The sequence below is a fragment of the Streptomyces sp. NBC_01276 genome, assembly GCF_041435355.1.
Lineage (GTDB): Bacteria > Actinomycetota > Actinomycetes > Streptomycetales > Streptomycetaceae > Streptomyces.
In genome coordinates this window covers 2,024,753-2,044,219 of record NZ_CP108442.1, presented here as the reverse complement: position 1 = coordinate 2,044,219, position 19,467 = coordinate 2,024,753, and the positions used below count along the sequence as shown (strand labels likewise).

At 73.2% G+C, this 19,467-nt stretch carries 15 protein-coding genes; 12 read left to right on the top strand and 3 right to left on the bottom strand.

Annotated features, from left to right (window positions below):
* Window positions 1-24 precede the first annotated feature (24 nt).
* From OG295_RS08520 to OG295_RS08495, 6 genes are all read left to right on the top strand, one after another.
* Window positions 25-2,922 (top strand): vitamin B12-dependent ribonucleotide reductase, encoded by a 2,898-nt coding sequence (locus OG295_RS08520; protein ID WP_371676344.1) that lies wholly within the window; start codon window positions 25-27, stop codon window positions 2,920-2,922.
* A 139-nt stretch (window positions 2,923-3,061) separates the two neighbouring features.
* Window positions 3,062-3,802 carry a hypothetical protein gene (locus OG295_RS08515; protein WP_371676343.1) on the top strand — a complete coding sequence of 247 codons (741 nt, stop codon included), beginning with the start codon at window positions 3,062-3,064 and terminating at the stop codon, window positions 3,800-3,802.
* A 316-nt stretch (window positions 3,803-4,118) separates the two neighbouring features.
* Window positions 4,119-5,009, top strand: a complete 891-nt coding sequence (locus OG295_RS08510; RefSeq protein WP_371676342.1) for an arylamine N-acetyltransferase — start codon at window positions 4,119-4,121, stop codon at window positions 5,007-5,009.
* 32 nt (window positions 5,010-5,041) lie between these two features.
* The gene (locus OG295_RS08505) at window positions 5,042-5,647 is read left to right on the top strand and encodes a YdbC family protein (RefSeq protein WP_030239584.1); all 606 of its coding nucleotides are present in this window, start codon (window positions 5,042-5,044) and stop codon (window positions 5,645-5,647) included.
* A gap of 72 nt (window positions 5,648-5,719) precedes the next feature.
* Window positions 5,720-6,379, top strand: a complete 660-nt coding sequence (locus OG295_RS08500) for a histidine phosphatase family protein (RefSeq protein WP_371676341.1) — start codon at window positions 5,720-5,722, stop codon at window positions 6,377-6,379.
* A gap of 11 nt (window positions 6,380-6,390) precedes the next feature.
* Window positions 6,391-7,305: an ADP-ribosylglycohydrolase family protein gene (locus OG295_RS08495; protein WP_371676340.1), complete on the top strand. Its 915-nt coding sequence runs from the start codon at window positions 6,391-6,393 to the stop codon at window positions 7,303-7,305.
* Between the two features lie 118 nt (window positions 7,306-7,423).
* Here the strand turns inward: OG295_RS08495 and OG295_RS08490 are convergent, their stop codons facing one another.
* On the bottom strand, window positions 7,424-8,977 hold the full coding sequence (locus OG295_RS08490; protein ID WP_371676339.1) for an MFS transporter: 1,554 nt from the start codon (window positions 8,975-8,977) through the stop codon (window positions 7,424-7,426).
* Between the two features lie 139 nt (window positions 8,978-9,116).
* On the opposite strand from OG295_RS08490, the gene OG295_RS08485 reads away from it, so the two are divergent.
* The 3 genes from OG295_RS08485 to OG295_RS08475 all read left to right on the top strand — a co-directional run bounded on the left by OG295_RS08485 (window position 9,117) and on the right by OG295_RS08475 (window position 11,263).
* Window positions 9,117-9,722, top strand: coding sequence for a TetR/AcrR family transcriptional regulator (locus OG295_RS08485; RefSeq protein ID WP_371676338.1), 606 nt, complete (start codon window positions 9,117-9,119; stop codon window positions 9,720-9,722).
* A gap of 138 nt (window positions 9,723-9,860) precedes the next feature.
* Window positions 9,861-10,571: a ribonuclease HII gene (locus OG295_RS08480; protein WP_371676337.1), complete on the top strand. Its 711-nt coding sequence runs from the start codon at window positions 9,861-9,863 to the stop codon at window positions 10,569-10,571.
* 59 nt (window positions 10,572-10,630) lie between these two features.
* Complete coding sequence (locus OG295_RS08475) at window positions 10,631-11,263, top strand: hypothetical protein (protein ID WP_371676336.1); 633 nt, start codon at window positions 10,631-10,633, stop codon at window positions 11,261-11,263.
* Between the two features lie 367 nt (window positions 11,264-11,630).
* Here OG295_RS08475 and OG295_RS08470 read toward each other — a convergent pair whose 3' ends face one another.
* Complete coding sequence (locus OG295_RS08470; RefSeq protein ID WP_371676335.1) at window positions 11,631-12,260, bottom strand: hypothetical protein; 630 nt, start codon at window positions 12,258-12,260, stop codon at window positions 11,631-11,633.
* Window positions 12,261-12,475: 215 nt separating this feature from the next.
* Window positions 12,476-14,635, bottom strand: coding sequence for a RecQ family ATP-dependent DNA helicase (locus OG295_RS08465; RefSeq protein WP_371676334.1), 2,160 nt, complete (start codon window positions 14,633-14,635; stop codon window positions 12,476-12,478).
* 124 nt (window positions 14,636-14,759) lie between these two features.
* Here OG295_RS08465 and OG295_RS08460 point away from each other — a divergent pair, with 124 nt between their 5' ends.
* The 3 genes from OG295_RS08460 (at window position 14,760) to OG295_RS08450 (ending at window position 19,441) form a co-directional block, all read left to right on the top strand.
* A complete protein-coding gene (locus OG295_RS08460; protein ID WP_371676333.1) occupies window positions 14,760-16,022 on the top strand; it encodes a DUF4192 domain-containing protein in 1,263 nt (420 codons plus the stop codon).
* A 542-nt stretch (window positions 16,023-16,564) separates the two neighbouring features.
* The gene (locus tag OG295_RS08455; RefSeq protein ID WP_371676332.1) at window positions 16,565-18,487 is read left to right on the top strand and encodes a glycogen debranching N-terminal domain-containing protein; all 1,923 of its coding nucleotides are present in this window, start codon (window positions 16,565-16,567) and stop codon (window positions 18,485-18,487) included.
* Window positions 18,488-18,694: 207 nt separating this feature from the next.
* The gene (locus tag OG295_RS08450) at window positions 18,695-19,441 is read left to right on the top strand and encodes an NUDIX domain-containing protein (RefSeq protein ID WP_356209512.1); all 747 of its coding nucleotides are present in this window, start codon (window positions 18,695-18,697) and stop codon (window positions 19,439-19,441) included.
* The last annotated feature ends 26 nt before the right edge of the window (window positions 19,442-19,467 follow it).

Below are 19,467 nucleotides of genomic sequence, written 5' to 3'. Positions count from 1 at the left end.
TGCCCGCATATGGGAGGAAGCGGCATGACAGAGACGGCGAGCGGCTCGGCACGAGGTTCCCGCGCCAAGGGGACCAAGACTGCCAAGAGCGGCCTTCGGATCGAGCGCATCCACACCACCCCCGGCGTGCACCCGTACGACGAGGTGAGCTGGGAGCGCCGTGACGTCGTCATGACCAACTGGCGCGACGGCTCGGTCAACTTCGAGCAGCGTGGCGTCGAGTTCCCCGACTTCTGGTCGGTGAACGCGGTCAACATCGTCACCAGCAAGTACTTCCGCGGCGCGGTCGGCACCCCGCAGCGCGAGACCGGCCTGAAGCAGCTCATCGACCGGATCGTGAAGACGTACACGAAGGCCGGCGAGGACAACGACTACTTCGCGTCCCCCGCCGACGTGGAGATCTTCGAGCACGAGCTGACCTACGCCCTCCTGCACCAGATCTTCAGCTTCAACTCGCCGGTGTGGTTCAACGTCGGCACGCCCCAGCCGCAGCAGGTCTCCGCCTGCTTCATCCTGGCCGTCGACGACTCCATGGAGTCGATCCTCGACTGGTACAAGGAAGAGGGCATGATCTTCAAGGGCGGCTCCGGCGCCGGCCTGAACCTCTCCCGCATCCGCTCCTCCAAGGAGCTCCTCTCCTCCGGCGGCAACGCCTCCGGTCCGGTCTCCTTCATGCGCGGCGCCGACGCGTCCGCCGGAACGATCAAGTCGGGCGGCGCCACCCGCCGCGCGGCCAAGATGGTCGTCCTGGACGTGGACCACCCGGACGTCGAGGCCTTCATCGAGACCAAGGTGAAGGAGGAGGAGAAGATCCGCGCCCTGCGCGACGCGGGCTTCGACATGGACCTGGGCGGCGACGACATCACGTCCGTCCAGTACCAGAACGCCAACAACTCCGTCCGCGTGAACGACGAGTTCATGACGGCCGTCGAGAACGGCACCGAGTTCGGCCTCCGGGCCCGCATGACCGGCGAGGTCATCGAGAAGGTCGACGCCAAGGCGCTCTTCCGCAAGCTCGCCGAGGCCGCGTGGGCCTGCGCCGACCCGGGCATCCAGTACGACGGTGTGATCAACAACTGGCACACCTGCCCCGAGTCCGGCCGCATCACCGCGTCCAACCCGTGCAGCGAGTACATGCACCTGGACAACACGTCCTGCAACCTCGCCTCGCTCAACCTGATGAAGTTCCTCGACGACGACGGCAAGGGCAACCAGTCCTTCGACGCCGAGCGCTTCGCCAAGGTCGTCGAGCTGGTCATCACCGCGATGGACATCTCCATCTGCTTCGCGGACTTCCCGACGCAGAAGATCGGCGAGAACACCCGCGCCTTCCGCCAGCTGGGCATCGGCTACGCCAACCTCGGCGCCCTCCTGATGGCGACCGGCCACGCGTACGACTCCGACGGCGGCCGCACCCTCGCCGCCTCGATCACCTCGCTGATGACCGGCACCGCGTACAAGCGCTCCGCCGAGCTGGCCGCCATCGTCGGCCCGTACGACGGTTACGCCCGCAACGCCGACTCGCACAAGCGCGTCATGAAGCAGCACGCCGACGCCAACGCCGTCGCGCCGCGCACCGACGACCTCGACAACGTGATCTGGGCCGCGGCCACCGAGGCCTGGCAGGACGTCCTGCGCCTCGGCGAGAAGAACGGCTTCCGCAACTCCCAGGCCTCCGTCCTCGCGCCGACCGGCACCATCGGTCTCGCGATGTCCTGCGACACGACCGGTGTCGAGCCGGACCTGGCCCTGGTCAAGTTCAAGAAGCTCGTCGGCGGCGGCTCGATGCAGATCGTCAACGGCACCGTCCCGCAGGCCCTGCGCCGCCTGGGCTACCAGGAGGAGCAGATCGAGGCGATCGTCGCGCACATCGCCGAGCACGGCGTGGTCGTCGACGCCCCGGGCCTGAAGACCGAGCACTACGAGGTCTTCGACTGCGCCATGGGCGAGCGTTCCATCTCCGCGATGGGCCACGTCCGCATGATGGCCGCGATCCAGCCCTGGATCTCCGGCGCGATCTCCAAGACGGTCAACATGCCGGAGACGGCGACCGTCGAGGAGATCGAGGAGATCTACTTCGAGGCGTGGAAGATGGGCGTCAAGGCGCTCGCGATCTACCGCGACAACTGCAAGGTCGGCCAGCCCCTCTCCGCCAAGAAGAAGGAGGAGGAGAAGGCCGAGGTCGCCGAGAAGGCCGAGGAGACCATCCGCACGGCGGTCGAGAAGGTCATCGAGTACCGCCCGGTCCGCAAGCGCCTCCCCAAGGGCCGCCCGGGGATCACCACCTCCTTCACGGTCGGTGGCGCCGAGGGCTACATGACGGCGAACTCCTACCCGGACGACGGTCTGGGCGAGGTCTTCCTGAAGATGTCCAAGCAGGGTTCGACCCTCGCGGGCATGATGGACGCCTTCTCCATCGCCGTCTCCGTCGGTCTGCAGTACGGCGTCCCCCTGGAGACGTACGTCGCGAAGTTCACCAACATGCGCTTCGAGCCGGCCGGTATGACGGACGACCCGGACGTGCGGATGGCGCAGTCGATCGTCGACTACATCTTCCGTCGCGTGGCGCTGGACTTCCTGCCGTTCGAGACCCGCTCGGCCCTCGGCATCCACTCCGCCGAGGAGCGTCAGCGCCACCTCGACACCGGCTCCTACGAGCCGCTGGAGGACGAGGAGCTCGACACCGAGGCCCTCGCCCAGTCGGCGCCGCTCGCGTCGGTCCCGGCGGCTTCCGCCCCGAAGCCGGTCGAGATCGTCCCCGTCCCGGCCCCGAAGACGGCGCACTCCAACGCCGAACTGGTCGAGATGCAGCTCGGCGTGTCCGCCGACGCCCCGCTCTGCTTCTCCTGCGGTACGAAGATGCAGCGCGCCGGCTCCTGCTACATCTGCGAGGGCTGCGGCTCCACCAGCGGTTGCAGCTGAAGGAGCTGAACCGCGTCCGGCGCGCCAGTGAGCAGCTGCCGCCGAGGGCGCTGATCCGCGCTTGAGAGAGGGTGCCGGCCATGTGCCGGCACCTTCTCCGGCGTTGTGGGTCCCGTGCGGCGGTTCCGAGAATCGTCCGATGACCGACGAGAAGAACCGCCTCATCCTCCGGATCGTCGTGCCCGGTCCCCCCGAGCCGGACGCCCGGGTGGAGGTACGGCCGGTGGTCGACGGCGTGGACATCCTGGCGGAGGCGTTCACGGAAGGGCCGGGCCGGGATCCCGGGTACCTCCTGCCGCCGGACGGACCCCTCACGGCCGGCGCGGAGCCGCGCGAGGTGCGGTTGGCCGAGGCGCAGTGCACCGAAGGGTGCTGCGGTGCCCTCTACGTGACCGTTCGGCGCGACGGCGACGAGGTGATCTGGGGTGGGTGGCGCAATCCCGACGAGGACGACGTCGACCTGCCCGAGTTCCGCTTCGACGCGGGGGAGTACCGGGCGGAGGTCGAGCGGGTCGCCGCGGACCACAGCTGGGAGTGGCCCGCGCGCACGGTCGCCCGCCTGCTGACGCAGCACCTCGCGGCGCGCACCGACTGGCTTCCGGCATGGGACTGCGAACTCGGCAGCATGTCCGCCTGGCCGTGGGAACCCGACCGCATCAACCTCTTCTTCTTCCATCCGAGCAGCTCGGCCATCGGGGAGGACCGGCCCCGGCTGCAATTCCGGATGGCGCTCGCCCTCTCCGGAGACGACCCCGCCGCGCAGGCGGAGGGACTCGCCGTCCGGCTCACGGCCGGCGACCCGAGGCCGAGCGCCGAAGTGTGCGGCGGACCGCCCGAGTTCGCCCGGCAGCTCGGGTACGGCTGGCCGCGGCGCGGGTGACTCCGACCGCGCGCTGCGGGGGAGGGCGCAGGTCAGGGGGGCCGGGGACACGGGCGGCACAGCGGCCGGACCGGGCAAGGGCATGAACGCGGCGGCCCAGGTCACCGCCTCGTACGACCGGCTCCCCGGCGCCGGGACGACATGGTCCCGGACGAGGCCGTGCTGCTGCGGGTCGCCGAGCAGGTGCTGCCGACGATCCCCGGCTGGACCTCGGGCTGAGCCGGCCGGTCCGCGTGGCGGACGCCGCGATCATTGTGCGGGGCCGGGTGATCACGGACCCTGGAGCTGGAGTTCACGGTGGGGGAGTGGGAGAGCCATGTGGAACGGTGACGAGCTGGACCTGGACGCGTACCTGACGCGCATCGGGATCGGTGCGGAAGACGGTGCCGCAAACGGACGGGGACGCGGACGCGGAGACGGGGACGGGAGCGGGGTGCGGCCCCGGGAACTCCGGCCGGACCTGGAGACGTTGTACGCGGTGCACCGTGCCCACACCGCCGCCATCCCCTTCGAGAGCCTGGACGTCCTGCTCGGCCGCCCCGTCGCGCTGGAGGTCAAGGCCATCGAGGACAAGCTCGTGCACGCCCGCCGCGGCGGGTACTGCTACGAGCAGAACACGCTGCTGGCCGCTGCTCTGGAGCGGATCGGCTTCGAGGTTTCCGGGCGCGGCGCCCGCAACCGCACCCGGGGCGACGCCCTGCTGCCCGTGACCCACGCGGTCCTCGTCGTCACCGTGGAGGGGGAACCGTGGCTCTGCGACGCCGGGTTCGGCTACGTGGGCCCGCGTGAGCCCGTCCCGCTCGCACGCCCCGGCGCAGAGGTGCGCCAGGGGGCGTGGACGTACGCCGTGCACGCCGAGGAGGAGGGCGTCCTCGTACTGCGGGCCCTGCGCGGGGACGTCTGGCGGGACCTGTACGCCTTCTCCCCGCAGCACTACCACCCCGTCGACTACGTCCTGCTCAACCACTACAGCTCCTCGCACCCCCGCTCCGCGTTCCTGGGGCAGACCATCGTCCAGTACCCCGGCGAGGACGTCCGCCTCGCGCTCGTGGGCCGGGAGCTGACCCGTCTGTACCCCGACGGCCGGACCGAGCGCGCGTCCGTGGCCACGGAGGACCTGCTCCCATTGCTGGAGCGGGAGTTCGGCATTCGGCTGTCCGAGCGGGATGCGGCGGAACTGGTGCGGATCCACCGCTCCGGGGACTGACCCCGGCCCCGCCCGGCCCGTACGATGGCGCGGTGCTGGTCAAGTGGATTCGCTGCACGGTGACGGACCGACGCGGGTTCGAGCGTGGGCAGCGCAAATGGGCGGGGCTGCCCGGCGAACCGGGCTTCCGGGGGCAGGGCGGCGGCTGGAGCAGGGGCCGGCAGGGGGTCGCGCACGTCTTCGCGTTCTGGGAGAGCCGGTCCTTCTACGACTCGTTCATGGCCCGCTCGCACGACAGGCTCGCGGCCTCCCAGAACGGCACCTTCACCGACGCGCGGGTCACGCTCTTCGACCACCGCTTCGACGTGAAGACGGGCTTCGAGCCGCGCTTCAGCGACGCCGACGTGGTCCGGGTCGCCCACACCCGGGTGCGGGAGGGCCGTGACGAACACTTCGCCCGCATGCAGGAGAAGGTGTGGAATCCGGCCATGGCGGGCTCCCCCGGAATGATCCGCGGCCTCTTCGGGGAGGCGCCCGGCCGGGAGTTCCTCGTCCTGTCGATGTGGCTCGCCGCGGCCGAGCACGGCAAGTACCGGCAGGAACGGGTGGAGCGGCTCTCGCTGCGCGCCCAGACCGAAGCCGACGTCGAGGCGCTCACCGGGGACGTCGTGGACCTCGAACCCGCCTGGACGGTATGACCGTACGACGAGCGACGCCCCGACCGGCGTGCCCGTGACGTGCGCCGGTCGGCGGCCGAATAGGGTCGTGGAATGCTACGACCACGGCGCATCGTCCTTGTCCGCCACGGGGAATCGGAGGGGAACGTCGACGACACGGTGTACGAGCGGGAACCCGACCACGCCCTGCGGCTCACCCCGTCCGGCCGCGAGCAGGCCGGCGCGGCCGGGATCCGGCTGCGCGAGCTCTTCGGGGACGAGCACATCAGCGCGTACGTCTCCCCGTACCGCCGGACCCTGCAGACCTTCCGCGAACTGCGGCTGGACCCCGCCCGGGTGCGCATGCGGGAGGAGCCCCGGCTGCGCGAGCAGGACTGGGGCAACTGGCAGGACCGGGACGACGTACGGCTCCAGAAGGCGTACCGGGACGCGTACGGGCACTTCTTCTACCGGTTCGCCCAGGGGGAGTCGGGCGCCGACGTCTACGACCGCGTCGGTTCCTTCCTGGAAAGCCTCTACCGCAGCTTCGAGGCCGCCGACCACCCGGAGAACGTGCTGCTGGTGACGCACGGCCTGACGATGCGGCTCTTCTGCATGCGCTGGTTCCACTGGTCGGTCGCCGAGTTCGAGGCCCTCTCCAACCCCGGGAACGGCGAATTCCGGGTACTGATGCTCGGGCCGGACGGCCGGTACCGGATGGACCGCCCATTTGAGCGGTGGACCACACCCGAGCCTTACGACCTGGACGGCTAAAGTGGCGCGGGATGACCGCTGACTCCACTCCCGAGACGCGCTACGCACGCGCCACGTCCAGCCTCCGAGGGCTGGCCCTGGGGGACGCCCTGGGCTCCCAGTACTTCGTCCCCGTGAACTACCCGCTGCTGAAGCGGCGCGAGCTGCCGCCCGGCAGCGAGCCGTGGCAGTGGACCGACGACACCGAGATGGCCTGCTCGGTGGTGGCCGTGCTCGCCGCGCACGGACGCATCGACCAGGACGCGCTGGCGGCCTCGTTCGCGGACCACCACGACTTCGACCGCGGCTACGGTCCCGCCGTCAACCGGATGCTGCGTCTCGTCCGGGAGGGCGAGGACTGGCGCACGCTGGCGGCCGAGCTGTTCAACGGCCAGGGCTCCTGGGGCAACGGCGCCGCCATGCGGATCGCGCCCCTGGGCGCCTGGTACGCGGACGACCCCGAGCAGGCCACCCACCAGGCGGAGATCTCCGCCTACACCACCCATCAGCACCGTGAGGCGGTGTGCGGGGCGATGGCCGTGGCCGCCGCGGCCGCGCTGGCGGCCTCCCCGGCCGGTCCGCCGACCGCCGAGGCGCTGCTGGACGGGGTCATCGCGCTGGTGCCGCGCAGCGCCGTGGGCGCCGGCGTGCGCCGGGCCCGGGACATGCTGGACTACGGCGACGCGACCACCGTGGCCGCGGTGCTCGGCTGCGGGCGGCGCACCAGCGCCCACGACACGGTGCCGTTCGCGCTGTGGTCGGCGGCGCGGTCGCTCGGCGACTACGAGCGGGCGTTCTGGACCACCGCGCAGGTGGGCGGGGACGTGGACACCACCTGCGCGATCGTCGGCGGGGTGCTCGGCGCGCGCGGGGAGGCGGCGCTGCCGCAGGCCTGGCTGGCCCGCACAGAGCCCCTCCCGGAGTGGCTGCCCGGGTCGGCGGGCTGAGCCGGCGGTCCGAGCCGACGGTCCGAGCGGGCGAGCGTGCCGTCGCGGACGACGTTCGAGGGCCCGGGTGCGGGGGTGAACCCCCGGCCCGGGCCCTCGTACGTACGGTCCTTCGTGCTCAGGCGGCCGGACCGGCTTCGGCGGCAGCCCCGTTGAGGGCTTCCAGGTCGCTCTTGCGGACCCGGATCACCAGCAGCGCGGTGGCCAGCGCCAGACCCGCCATCGCCACGGCGGCGGCGAAGGCGGTGGAGATGCCATGGGCGAGGACGAGGTCGCCCCAGGGGTCGGGCATCCGCCCGGTCTCCTTGAACGCGGCGAGCTGCGCCGGATCGGCCTGCGCCATGAAGGCCGGCACCTGCTTCTCGGCCTCCTCGCGGCCCGCGGTGCCGAAGACGGTGACCAGGATGGACAGGCCGAGCGAACCACCCACCTGCTGGCTGGCGTTGAGCAGCCCGGAGGCCGCACCCGCCTCCTTCGGAGCCACTCCGGAGACGGCGGTGAGGGTCAGGGTCACGAAGTTGAGGCCCATGCCGAAGCCGAAGAGCAGCATCGGGCCGAGCACCCCGGACACGTACGAGCTGTCGGTCCGGATGAAGCTGAGCCAGGCCAGCCCGGTCCCGGTGAGCGCGGACCCGGCGACCATGAAGGGCTTGGGGCCGAAGCGCGGCAGGAAGCGCTGGGAGAGGCCCGCGGCGGTGATGATGGCGGCGGTCACGGGCAGGAAGCCGACGCCGGACCGGATCGGTGAGAAGTCCAGCACGTTCTGTACGAACTGGACGATGAAGAAGAACATGCCGAACATGGCGGCGGCCAGTCCGAGCATGATCGCGTAGGTGCCGGCCCGGTTGCGGTCGGCGAACATCCGGAGCGGGATGATCGGATCCGCGGCGCGCGACTCGATCACCACGAAGGCGCCGAGCAGCACGACGGCGGCGATGAAGGAACCGATGGTCAGCGAGTCCCGCCAGCCCTCCTCGGAAGCCCGGATGAACCCGTAGACGAGCGCCGTCATGCCTCCGGTGGAGGTGAGGGCGCCGGCGGCGTCGAAGCGGCCGGGGTGGCGCTCGGACTCGTTGATGAAGAGCGGCGCGAGGACGGCGATGAGCACGCCGATCGGCACGTTGACGAAGAGGACCCACCGCCAGTCGAGCCACTCCGTGAGCATGCCGCCGGCCAGCAGGCCGATCGCGCCGCCGCCCGCGGAGACGGCGGCGAAGACGCCGAAGGCGCGGTTGCGGTCGGGGCCCTCGGCGAAGGTGGTGGTGATCAGGGCGAGCGCGGTCGGCGAGGCGATGGCGCCGCCCACGCCCTGGAGGGCGCGGGCGGCCAGCAGTTGCCAGGGCTCCTGGGCGAATCCGCCGAGCAGGGACGCCAGGGTGAAGAGCAGGATCCCGGTCATGAAGACGCGGCGGCGGCCCAGGATGTCGCCCGCACGGCCGCCGAGCAGCAGCAGGCCGCCGAAGGCCAGCGTGTAGGCGCTGATCACCCAGGAGAGGTCGGTGGTGGAGAAGGAGAGGGCGGTCTGGATGTGCGGGAGCGCGATGTTCACGATCGTCGCGTCGAGGACGACCATGAGCTGGCAGGCCGCGATGACGGCGAGCGCCACTCCGGGACGCCCGGGCCGTCGGGCGGCCCCCGGTATCCGTGGAGCGTCGAGTCGGGTGCTTGTCACTGTGGATCCCCCCGAAGTGAAATAGTGAACGCATTCGTTCACTGCGGGTCCAAGGTAGGAGGCCCCCAGTAGGGAACGCAAGCGTTCACTAGGGTTGGAAATCCGTGCGAGCCGCGCGGGTCGGTCGGAGGTATGGAGCATGACGGGTTCGGGTCGGCCGCAGGGCGTGGCGCCGGGGCGCAGGCGGGGGCCGGAGCTCGAACGGGCGATCCTCGACGCGGCGCTGGAGCAGCTCGGCACGGCCGGCTGGGCCTCCCTCACCATGGAGGGCGTCGCGGCCGGGGCGCGCACCGGGAAGGCGGCGCTCTACCGGCGCTGGTCCTCCAAGGCGGACCTCGTCGCCGACGCGCTGAGGGAAGGCCTGCCCGAGATGGGCGGGATCACGGACCACGGATCCGTGCGGGAGGACCTGTACCGGTTGTGCGTGCGGATGCGGGACGTCATGCGTTCGCCGGCCGGTGAAGCTCTTCGCGCAATGCTTCACGAGTGCGACCATGCTCATGCTGACCGGTTCCGGGCCGTCATCTGGGACGGACTGCACGAGCCGGCGCACCGGCTGATCCGCGAGCTGGTGGACCGCGGAATCAAGCGGGGAGACGTTCGACCGGATGCGACGAGTCCGCTGATCACCGATGTGATTCCGGCGATGCTGATGTACAGAACCAAGCTGTGCGGGAGCGAATGGCCGGACGCCGAAATCGCGGAGATGATCGACGGGCTGATGGTGCCGATGCTCCGGGGCTGAGGTCCGGCGCGGGTCCGCGAGGGGCGTGCGCGCGGGCTCGCCGGGGGCGCGCGTCCGGCCCCGCGGGTCCGGTCCGGCCCGGCTTGCCGCAGGCCGGGGTGTGCAGGCGGCCCGGGGCGGCGTACCCTTGCTGGCGCCATGCCGTACGAAGCACCCACCCACACCGTCGAGCGCTCCCTCCGTGCAACCACCGGCGCCAAGGTCATCGCCGGGGTCGACGAGGTCGGACGAGGAGCCTGGGCCGGTCCCGTCACCGTCTGCGCGGCGATCACCGGTCTGCGCCGGCCGCCCGCGGGGCTCACCGACTCCAAACTGCTCACCCCCAAGCGGCGCGACGCGATGCTCGACGTCCTGGAGGACTGGGTCACCGCGCACGCCCTGGGGCACGCCTCCCCGGAGGAGATCGACGAGCTGGGGATGACCGCCGCCCTGCGGCTGGCGGCGGTGCGCGCGCTGGAGGGCCTGCCGGTGCGGCCCGACGCGGTGATCCTCGACGGCAAGCACGACTATCTCGGCCCGCCCTGGCGGGTTCGTACGGTGATCAAGGGCGATCAGTCCTGCGTCGCCGTTGCCGCGGCCTCGGTGATCGCCAAGGTCCGGCGCGACCGGATGATGGCCGAACTGGGCGAACGGGGCGACGGAATAGAGGACTTCGCCTTCGCCGCCAACGCCGGCTATCCCTCGCCCGTGCACCGGGCCGCACTCGAGGTGCGGGGGCCCACCGTGTACCACCGGCTCTCGTGGTCGTACCTCGACGCGCTGCCCCAGTGGCGCCACTTGAAGAAGGTGCGCCGGAGCGAGGAATCGACGGAGCTGGAAAACGGAGGCCAACTCGGCTTCGATTTCTGATCGCACCCACGTGCCACCCACCGGTACGTTTCGTACCGGTGTTTGATAGATATCAACTCATGCCTCTCACCCCCGCCATCGAGGAGCCTCAGATTCACGAGAGTGCCCAGGGTCCCCGCGTCACGCCGGCCGCGAGCCGCACCGCGCAGACCCCCCGCCCCGTACCTGGTCCGCGTCCCGCAGCCGTTCCCCGGCCCGGGCGCCCCGGTCCCGTCCGGCCCGCCCCGCCCGCGCAGCGCGCGGCACAGGCCACCGCCGGACCCGTTCCCGCAGCCCCCGCCGCGCCGTCCGTCTCGGCGGCCGTGCCCCAGGTCCAGCTGATCCCGGCCTCCGCCGAGGGTGCGCTGGACGCGGCCGAGGAGGCCGTGGACCTGCTGCTCGACACCGGGCGCGCGCCCGGCGACATCCTGGTGCTCACCACCGGCGACCCGCACCCGTGGGCCGCGCACGAGCTGTCCTTCGGCGAGGCCTCCTACTGGGCCCAGCACGACGCCAAGGACGACATCTTCTACGCGGACGCGGCGCAGGTGCAGCGCGCCGTGGGCCGTCCCGTCGTGGTCTTCGCGGCCAACGGCGGACCGGCCGGTGCCATCGCCGCCGCGCTGCCGGTCGCGCTGACGCGTGCCGGGGCCCTGCTGATCGTGTGCGGCGACGCGCAGCAGATCAACTCCGTGCTGGGTGCGGGCGTCTGACGCCGTGGACCCCATGCGGGCGAGGGGCGGGGCGGGCCGGGTGCCGGCCCCGCTGAAGTCCTGGGCCTGACCAGCCGTACGCCCTTCCGGGGGTACGGCCGTCCGGCCTGCCCGCGTGCCGGTGCGGCCGCCGTCCGCCGGGACCGTGCGCGCACCGCGGGTCCGGCCCGCGGCGCCGGGTGGTGCCCTACGCCCGTTCGCGGGCTCCGGGGCGCTACGGGAGACCCGGTCCGCGCCGCGCCCTGCGCGCGGAGGTGGGCCGGCCCGGTGTGACGAGGCCTCATGGGGGTCCCGGCGCCCGGGTGTTCCGATGTCGGAACCGGCCGCGTCGCCGGCAACGCCCGGGTTTCCGGGACCGGCCGTCCGCTCAGCGGGCGGCGGTACGGCGCAGCGGCTCGGCCGCCCCGCCGGCGGTGCTGAGGGTCAGGGGTGCCGTCTCGGCCGCCAGCGATCCGAGGTGTCCGGGTCTGGTGTCCGAACCGGGGCTTCGCCCGCCGCGGCCTTCGCCCAGCACCTGCCAGCCCCCTCGGGTCAGCGTGATGTAGGCCCCGCAGCGCAGTCCGTGCAGGGTGCAGGCGTCCCGCAGGCCCCACATCCAGGCGCCGTCCTCCTCGGTCCACCGCTCGTCGCCGTCGCGGCAGTACATCAGCACCGCCGTCCTGGCCGGGGTCCGCCGCCGCAGGTCGTGCGGGATGACCCGGCGCAGCCGGGACAACAGGGCGTTGCGGTACTCCCAGCCGTCCGCCGAGTTGGACCGCTGGACGAAGGAGGCGCTCGCCACCAGCCGGTCCTCGGGGCCGAGGACCGCGATGACGGCGGTGGAGGGCGAGGGGCCGTGCCGGGAGTGCAGCCCGCTGACCAACTCGCGCGGATTGCTGAGCAGGGGGATCCCGGCCGCTGTCCACTCGGCGGGTTCGAGCAGCCGGCCATGACGGCTGGCGCCGCCGGTCGCCGTTGCCAGGGACGTGGTCGAGGGCGGGGCGAATCCGAAGGTCACGGTCCTCCCTTCGGGTACACGCCCGCGAGCGGGCACGGCTGGGCTGTGGGCGCGCCGCGGCGCGGCCCTGGAGAGTGCCGTCGAGCCGAGCGGGAGCACTCCGATTCTCGCGTGGTGCGCGAGGGTGGGGCAATGAGCATTTGAAGCAGCAGACCGGAATTCGCCGGTATGCCGTTCATATCCTTGCCCCGCCACGCCGGAGATGACGCATTCGGCTACGGCTGGAGCGCGAGCACCAGCGGAAACACCCCCTTGGCACCCGCCCGGCGGAGCAGCCGGGCGGCCACCGCGAGGGTCCACCCGCTCTCCGCCCGGTCGTCGACGAGGAACACCGGCCCCGATGCCTCGGACAGGCTTTCCGCCAGGGCCTGCGGGACGGTCAAGGCCTGGTGGAGCCCCCGGACCCGCTGGGCGCTGTTCGAGGCCGGCAGCCCGAACTCCGGTGCCTGATCGGTGTACTCCAGGGCGCCGAGCAGCGGGATCCGTCCGACCTCGGCAATCCGGGCGGCGAGGGAGCCGACCAGCAGGGGACGGCTCCGCGAGGGCAGCGCGACCACGCCCACGGGCCGGGCGGGGGAGTCCGCCGCGCCGGAGGCCCAACCCCCGGGGCCGCGCGCCCAGTCGGCGAGTACGGCGACCACGGCCTGGGCGACATCGTCCGGAACCGGCTGGTCGGCCGTCTGCGGGGCCAGCATCGGGCGCAGCCGGTTGCCCCAGCCGATGTCGGACAGCCTGCCCAGGGCCCGGCCGGTCGAGGCCTGTTCCCCGGCCGGGATCCGGCCCTTGAGGTCCACGCCGACCGCGGCGAGCCCGGTGGGCCACATCTTGCGGGGCTCCAGTTCCACTCCCGGGCGGCTCAGTTCGCCGCGGGCGGTGTCCAGGGCGGTGCCCGACACGTCCGCGGTGAAGCGGGCGCCCGCGCAGTTGTCGCAGCGGCCGCAGGGCGCGGCCTCCTCGTCGTCCAGCTGGCGGCGCAGGAACTCCATCCGGCAGTCGGTGGAGGCGGCGTAGTCCCGCATCGCCTGCTGCTCGGCGGACCTCTGCCGGGCGACCCAGGCGTAGCGCTCGGCGTCGTACACCCACGGTTCGCCGGTGAAGGTCCAGCCGCCCTTGACGCGGTGGACGGCGCCGTCCACGTCGAGGACCTTCAGCATCGTCTCCAGGCGGGTGCGGCGCAGGTCGACGAGCGGTTCCAGGGCGGGCAGGGAAAGGGGGCGGCCCGCCTGGGCCAGGACGTCCAGGGTGCGGCGGACCTGCTCCTCCGGCGGGAAGGCGACCGAGGCGAAGTACTGCCAGATCGCCTCGTCCTCGCGGCCGGGCAGCAGGAGCACCTCGGCGTGCTCCACACCGCGGCCCGCGCGGCCGACCTGCTGGTAGTAGGCGATGGGGGAGGAGGGTGACCCCAGGTGCACGACGAAGCCGAGGTCGGGCTTGTCGAAGCCCATCCCGAGGGCGGAGGTGGCCACGAGGGCCTTGACGCGGTTGGCCTGGAGGTCGTTCTCCGCCTGCTCGCGGTCGGCGTTCTCGGTCTTGCCGGTGTACGAGGAGACGGTGTGGCCGCGGTGGCGGAGGTAGGCGGTGACCTCCTCGGCGGCGGCCACCGTCAGGGTGTAGATGATTCCGGAGCCCGGCAGGTCGGTGAGGTGGTCGGCGAGCCAGGCGAGCCGGTGGGCGGCGTCGGGGAGGGGCAGCACGGCCAGGCTCAGGCTCTCGCGGTCCAGCGGGCCGCGCAGTACGAGGGCGTCCGTACCGGCTCCGGTGCCGAGCTGTTCGGCGACGTCCGCCGTCACCCGGGCGTTGGCGGTGGCGGTCGTCGCGAGCACCGGGACCCCCGGCGGGAGGTCGGCCAGCATGGTGCGCAGCCGGCGGTAGTCGGGGCGGAAGTCGTGCCCCCAGTCGGAGATGCAGTGGGCCTCGTCGACCACCAGGAGGCCGGTGGCGGCCGCGAGCTTGGGGAGCACCTGGTCGCGGAAGTCGGGGTTGTTGAGGCGTTCGGGGCTGACCAGGAGGACGTCGACCTCGCCCGCCGCGACCTCGGCCTGGATGCCCTCCCACTCCTCCGGATTGGCGGAGTTGATGGTGCGGGCGCGGATCCCGGCCCGGGCGGCGGCTTCGACCTGATTGCGCATCAGCGCGAGCAGTGGGGAGACGATCACGGTGGGTCCGGCGCCGCCCGCCCGCAGCAGGGAGGTGGCCACGAAGTACACGGCGGATTTGCCCCACCCCGTGCGCTGGACGACCAGAGCCCGCCGCTTGTGCGCGACGAGGGCCTCGATCGCCCGCCACTGGTCCTCGCGCAGCCGTGCGGTGCCCGTGGGGTCGCCCACGAGTCGGGCGAGTACGGAATCTGCGGAGGACCTCAGGTCTGCGTTCATACCCCCATGCAACCCGATGGTTCTGACATCGCGCCAATGGCGCTCTCAACCTGTGGATATTGAAGATTCAAGCGAGTTATCCACAGGGGTTTCGTGATCGGTCCGCACACGGGACCGTCGAGCCATGACGACGAACCACGAATCTCGCAGTCAGTCCGACCGGCCCTCCATCAGCCCCTCCGGAACCCCCGAGGCATCCCGGATCACCTTGCGCAGCCCCGCCGAACTGGCCGACGCGCTGCCCTACATGCTCGGATTCCATCCGACCGACTCCCTCGTCATGGTCGCCGTGCACGGCGAGGGCGGACGCTTCGGCGGACGTCTGCGCGTCGGAATCCCCTCCACGCCCGCCGAGTGGGAGGACACCGCCCGGCAGGTCGCCGAATGCCTCGTGCGGGGCAGTGAGCGGCGCGGCGGCAGGCCGGACGGCATCGTGGTCTTCCTGTGCCAGGACCCGCAGGCCGGGGAGAGCGGACAGCGGGTGATGACCCGGCTGCGGCCGCTCGCCCAGCGGGTGCGCCTCGCCTGCGGCGCCCTGGACGTGCCGGTCCTGGAGGCCCTCTGCCTTTCCGGAGGCCGCTACTGGTCCTACACCTGCGACGACCCCGGCTGCTGCCCGGCCGAGGGCAACCCGCTCGCCCCGCCGGGCACCTCGGTCATGGCCGCGGCGGCGACCTTCGCCGGACTCCAGGTCCGGGGCTCGCTGAAGGAGATCGAAAGCCGGCTCACGCCCCTTGCCGGAGCCGGGGCCGCGGAGCAGGAGGAGGCCCTCGACCGGGCGGCCGTCGCCCTCGTCCCGAAGATCCTCGACGGGGCCACCCGCCAGGAGGTCGGAGCGGAGACCATCACCCTCGCCAAGACCCTGATGCGCCGCCTGACCCTCGCGCCGCCCGTCGAAGGCGGTCCGCGCGCCGACGACTGGGACGACGCCCTCCTCGGGCACGACGAGGCCGCCGCCGTGATCCTCGGCCTCCAGGACCGCGAGATCCGCGACATCGCCGCCGAGTGGATGGAGGGCGACGAAGCCGCCCCCGCTCTGCGCCTGTGGCGGGCCCTGGCCCGGCGCTGCGTCGGTGCGTACGGGGAACACGCGGCGGCGCCGCTCACCCTGGCCGGCTGGGTCTCCTGGTCCGGCGGGGACGAGCCGACCGCACGCATCGCCCTCGCGCTCGCCCTGCGGGCCGACTCCGAGTACCGCTTCGCCCAACTGCTCCACCACGCGTGCAACGAGGGCATCGACCCCGAAGGGCTGCGGCAGTGCCTGCGGGAGGAACGCCGACGCCGCGAACCCCGGCGCAAGCGCTCCGCCGCCACCACCCGTCCGCCCGGCCGCCGGGACGGGAAGCGGCGCCGTCCGACCCGCCGCCCCGAGGGGAGCGACCAGTGAGCCCGCGTCGAAGTACCGGAGGCCGTGGTCACGTGGGGCGGCACCGGGACCACGGTCCCCTGCGGCGCCTCCGGAGCGCGGTGGGCACGGCACCACGACGTCGGGGCGACACCCCGTGCGGGCAGCCACCACCGGGGCCCGTGACCCGGGCGGGGGTGAGGGCGTTCAGCTGGGGGGAGGTGGGCGCCCGGCCGCGCCGCCGCCCAGCGGAACCGGCCGGAGCGCAGAGAAGGCGGCACATGGCTCCCCCCGTACCTGAAACCGACCCGTCCGGGCCCCCTGCGCCCACCGCCCCGGGGCGTCGCACCGCACTGGCCACCGAGGCCGGGCCCGAATCCCCCTCCAAGGGCCGCGGGGCCGGGCCGGGCGGCCCGCCCTACGGCCGGCCGGCGGTGGAGGCGGTGGTGGAGCGGGTGCCTTCAGGGTCCACGGACCGCCAGGCCGGTGCCCCCGTCGGGACCGAGCCGGAGGCGCGGCCCGCAGGACCGCCCCCGCCGCGGCAACCCGCTGTAGGGCCCTCGCGCCGGCCCGAGCTGCCACCGGTGCACGGTGCCGTCATCTGCGTCGCCGCGCCCTGCCTGGTCATCTCTCCCGAGCACGGCCAGCTGACCGGGCGGGGCATCGACGGCATCTACCGCGCGGGGCGGCGCCTGCTGTCACGCTGCGTCCTGCGCGTCGGCGGACGGGATCCGGTCGCCGTCCAAGCACGCAGCCTCTCCGCCGACCGGGCCTCCTTCACCGCGACCGTCCGCACCGGCATCGAGGCAGGTCCCGACCCCGACATCGGAGTCGAGCGCGTCCGCCACGCCGACGGCACCGAGCGCATCACCCTGCGCAGCTTCGCCGCCCGCCCGCTGCGCCTCCCCGTGGAGGTCTCCCTCGGCACCGACCTGGCCGAGCTCGCCGCCGTGGCGGCCGGCCGGGCCGGGCCGGAACTCGCCGCCGGGGTGCACGCCGCCGGACTGCGCTGGAGCACCGGCGACGCCCTCGCCGTCACCACCGCCGAACCGGCCCCCGACGACGTCCTCGCCTCGGCCGGACTGCTGCGCTGGCAGCTCGACCTGGGACCGGGGGAGTCCCGCAGCATCGAACTGCGGACCACGCGCGACCGGTCGACGCGGGCCCCCGCCGGACAGGTCGCGAACCCGTTCTCCGCCGCCCGCGCCGAGGGGGACGACCCGAGGGCCGACGCCTGGTTCCGTACCAGCCTCGACGACCTGCGCGCCCTGCTCCTGAGGGATCCCGAGGCACCCGCGGACGCCTTCGTGGCGGCCGGAGTGCCCTGGCGGCTCGGGCCGGCCCCCGCCGAGTCGCTGTGGGCCGCGCGGATGGCGCTCCCGCTCGGCACCGGGCTGGCCGCCGCCACCCTGCGGATCCTGGCCCGGAGCCAGACCGGGGGCTGCGGCCCGGAAGCGGGGAAGATCCCGGGACCGCTGCGCGCCGCCGGACCGCAGCTCCCGCCGGGGTGCACCGGAACCGAGGCGACCCTCGGCTTCCCGGCGGTGCTCGCCGAGGCGCGCAGATGGGGGCTGCCGGAGGAGGAAGTGGCCCGGCTGCTGCCCGCCGCGGAGCGCTGCCTGGGCTGGCTGCGCGGCGCGCTCGGGGAGGACGGCTTCCTGGCCGACCCCGATCCCGGGCCGCGGCGCTGCGAGACCCAGGCCCACGCACACCGGGCCGCGCTGCTCGGCGCCGATCTGCTCGCCGACTGCGGACGGCCCGGAGCCGCGGAATGGCGGGAGTGGGCCGCCGCCCTGCGGGACCGGTTCCGGGCCCGGTTCTGGATCGACGGCCCGGACGGAGGCCGCCCCGCCGCGGCACTGCACCCCGACGGCCGTCCGCTGCCCCGGCTGACCGGGGCGGCCGCGCACCTGCTGGACACCGGCCTGCTGGGTGGCGGGGAGTTCGCACCCGGCCTGCTGGATCCCGCCCGGACCGAACACCTCGCCCGGTTGCTCGGAGCCCCGGCCATGGATTCCGGATGGGGGCTGCGCAGCATGGCCGCGCGCGAACCGGGACACAACCCCTTCGGGCACCGGTCCGGAGCGGTGAGGGCCCACGAGAGCGTCCTCGCGGTGGCCGGGCTCGCCCAGGCCGGCTTCGACAAGGAGGCCGCCGGACTGCTGCGGGGGCTGCTCGACGCGGCCGAGTCCTTCGGGTACCGCCTGCCCGAGATGTACGCGGCCGAGCAGCGCACCGCCGGCAGCGCACCGCTCCCGCACCCCGCGGCCTGCAGGCCCGCGGCGGTGGCCGCCGCCGCGGGGATCCACGCCCTCACCGCGCTCGCGGGCATCCGCCCGGACGCCCCGGCGGCGACCGTCGCCGTCACTCCGCGGGCGGGCGCTCCCCTCGGCGCACTGCGCCTCTCCGGCCTGAGGGTGTCGGAGGAACCGTTCGCCGTCCGGATCAGCCGCCTCGGCGTCGGCATGGTGGAGGAGGCGGCCGATGGGCTCCAACTGCGGGGTTAGGGGGTTTCCGACGGATCTCCGCGGCGGCGCGACGCCCGGCACGCACTCTCGCCGCACCGACCGAAAGCCCGAGTGCGTCCAGTACGCGGGCTCCCGGTCGGCACGCCGAGAGCACGCACCGGACGCCGCTCCCTCTGGGTTCCAGATCACCGTCTCCCGGATCACCAAAGCTCTGTTTATCGTCAGGCAGACGACTATGATCGCGGCATGTCGCCCTACGACCCGTCGGCCTTTCCGCCCTTCGCCGTCACCGTCGACCTGGTCGTGCTCACCGTGCGGCGCCACGCGCTCTGCGCGTTGGTCGTCCGACGGGGTGAGCAGCCGTTCCAGGGCCGCTGGGCGCTGCCCGGCGGATTCGTCCGCGGGGACGAGGACCTGGGGGCGGCCGCCGCCAGGGAACTCGCCGAGGAGACCGGGCTGTGCGCGCACGACCCGGCCGCGCCCGGCGTGGACAACGGCGCCCATCTCGAACAGCTCGCCACCTACGGGGACCCGCAGCGCGACCCGCGGATGCGGGTCGTCAGCGTGGCCCACCTGGTCCTCGCCCCCGACCTGCCCGCGCCCCGGGCCGGCGGCGACGCCAACGGCGCCCGCTGGGCGCCCGTCGACGAACTGCTGGAGGGCGCCGACCAGGCCTCCGCCGGGCTGGCCTTCGACCACGCGCGGATCCTCGCCGACGGTGTGGAGCGCGCCCGCTCGAAGATCGAGTACTCCTCCCTGGCCACCGCCTTCTGCCCGCCGGAGTTCACCGTCGGAGAGCTGCGCCGGGTGTACGAGGCGGTGTGGGGGGTGGCGCTGGACCCCCGCAACTTCCACCGCAAGGTCACCGGCACCCCCGGTTTCCTGGTGCCGGCCGGAGGGACGACGACCCGTCAGGGCGGTAGGCCGGCCCAGCTGTTCAGGGCGGGCGGGGCGACCCTGCTCAACCCGCCGATGCTGCGGCCGGAAGTCTGATCCTCCCCGGGGAGACCTTCGCCGTC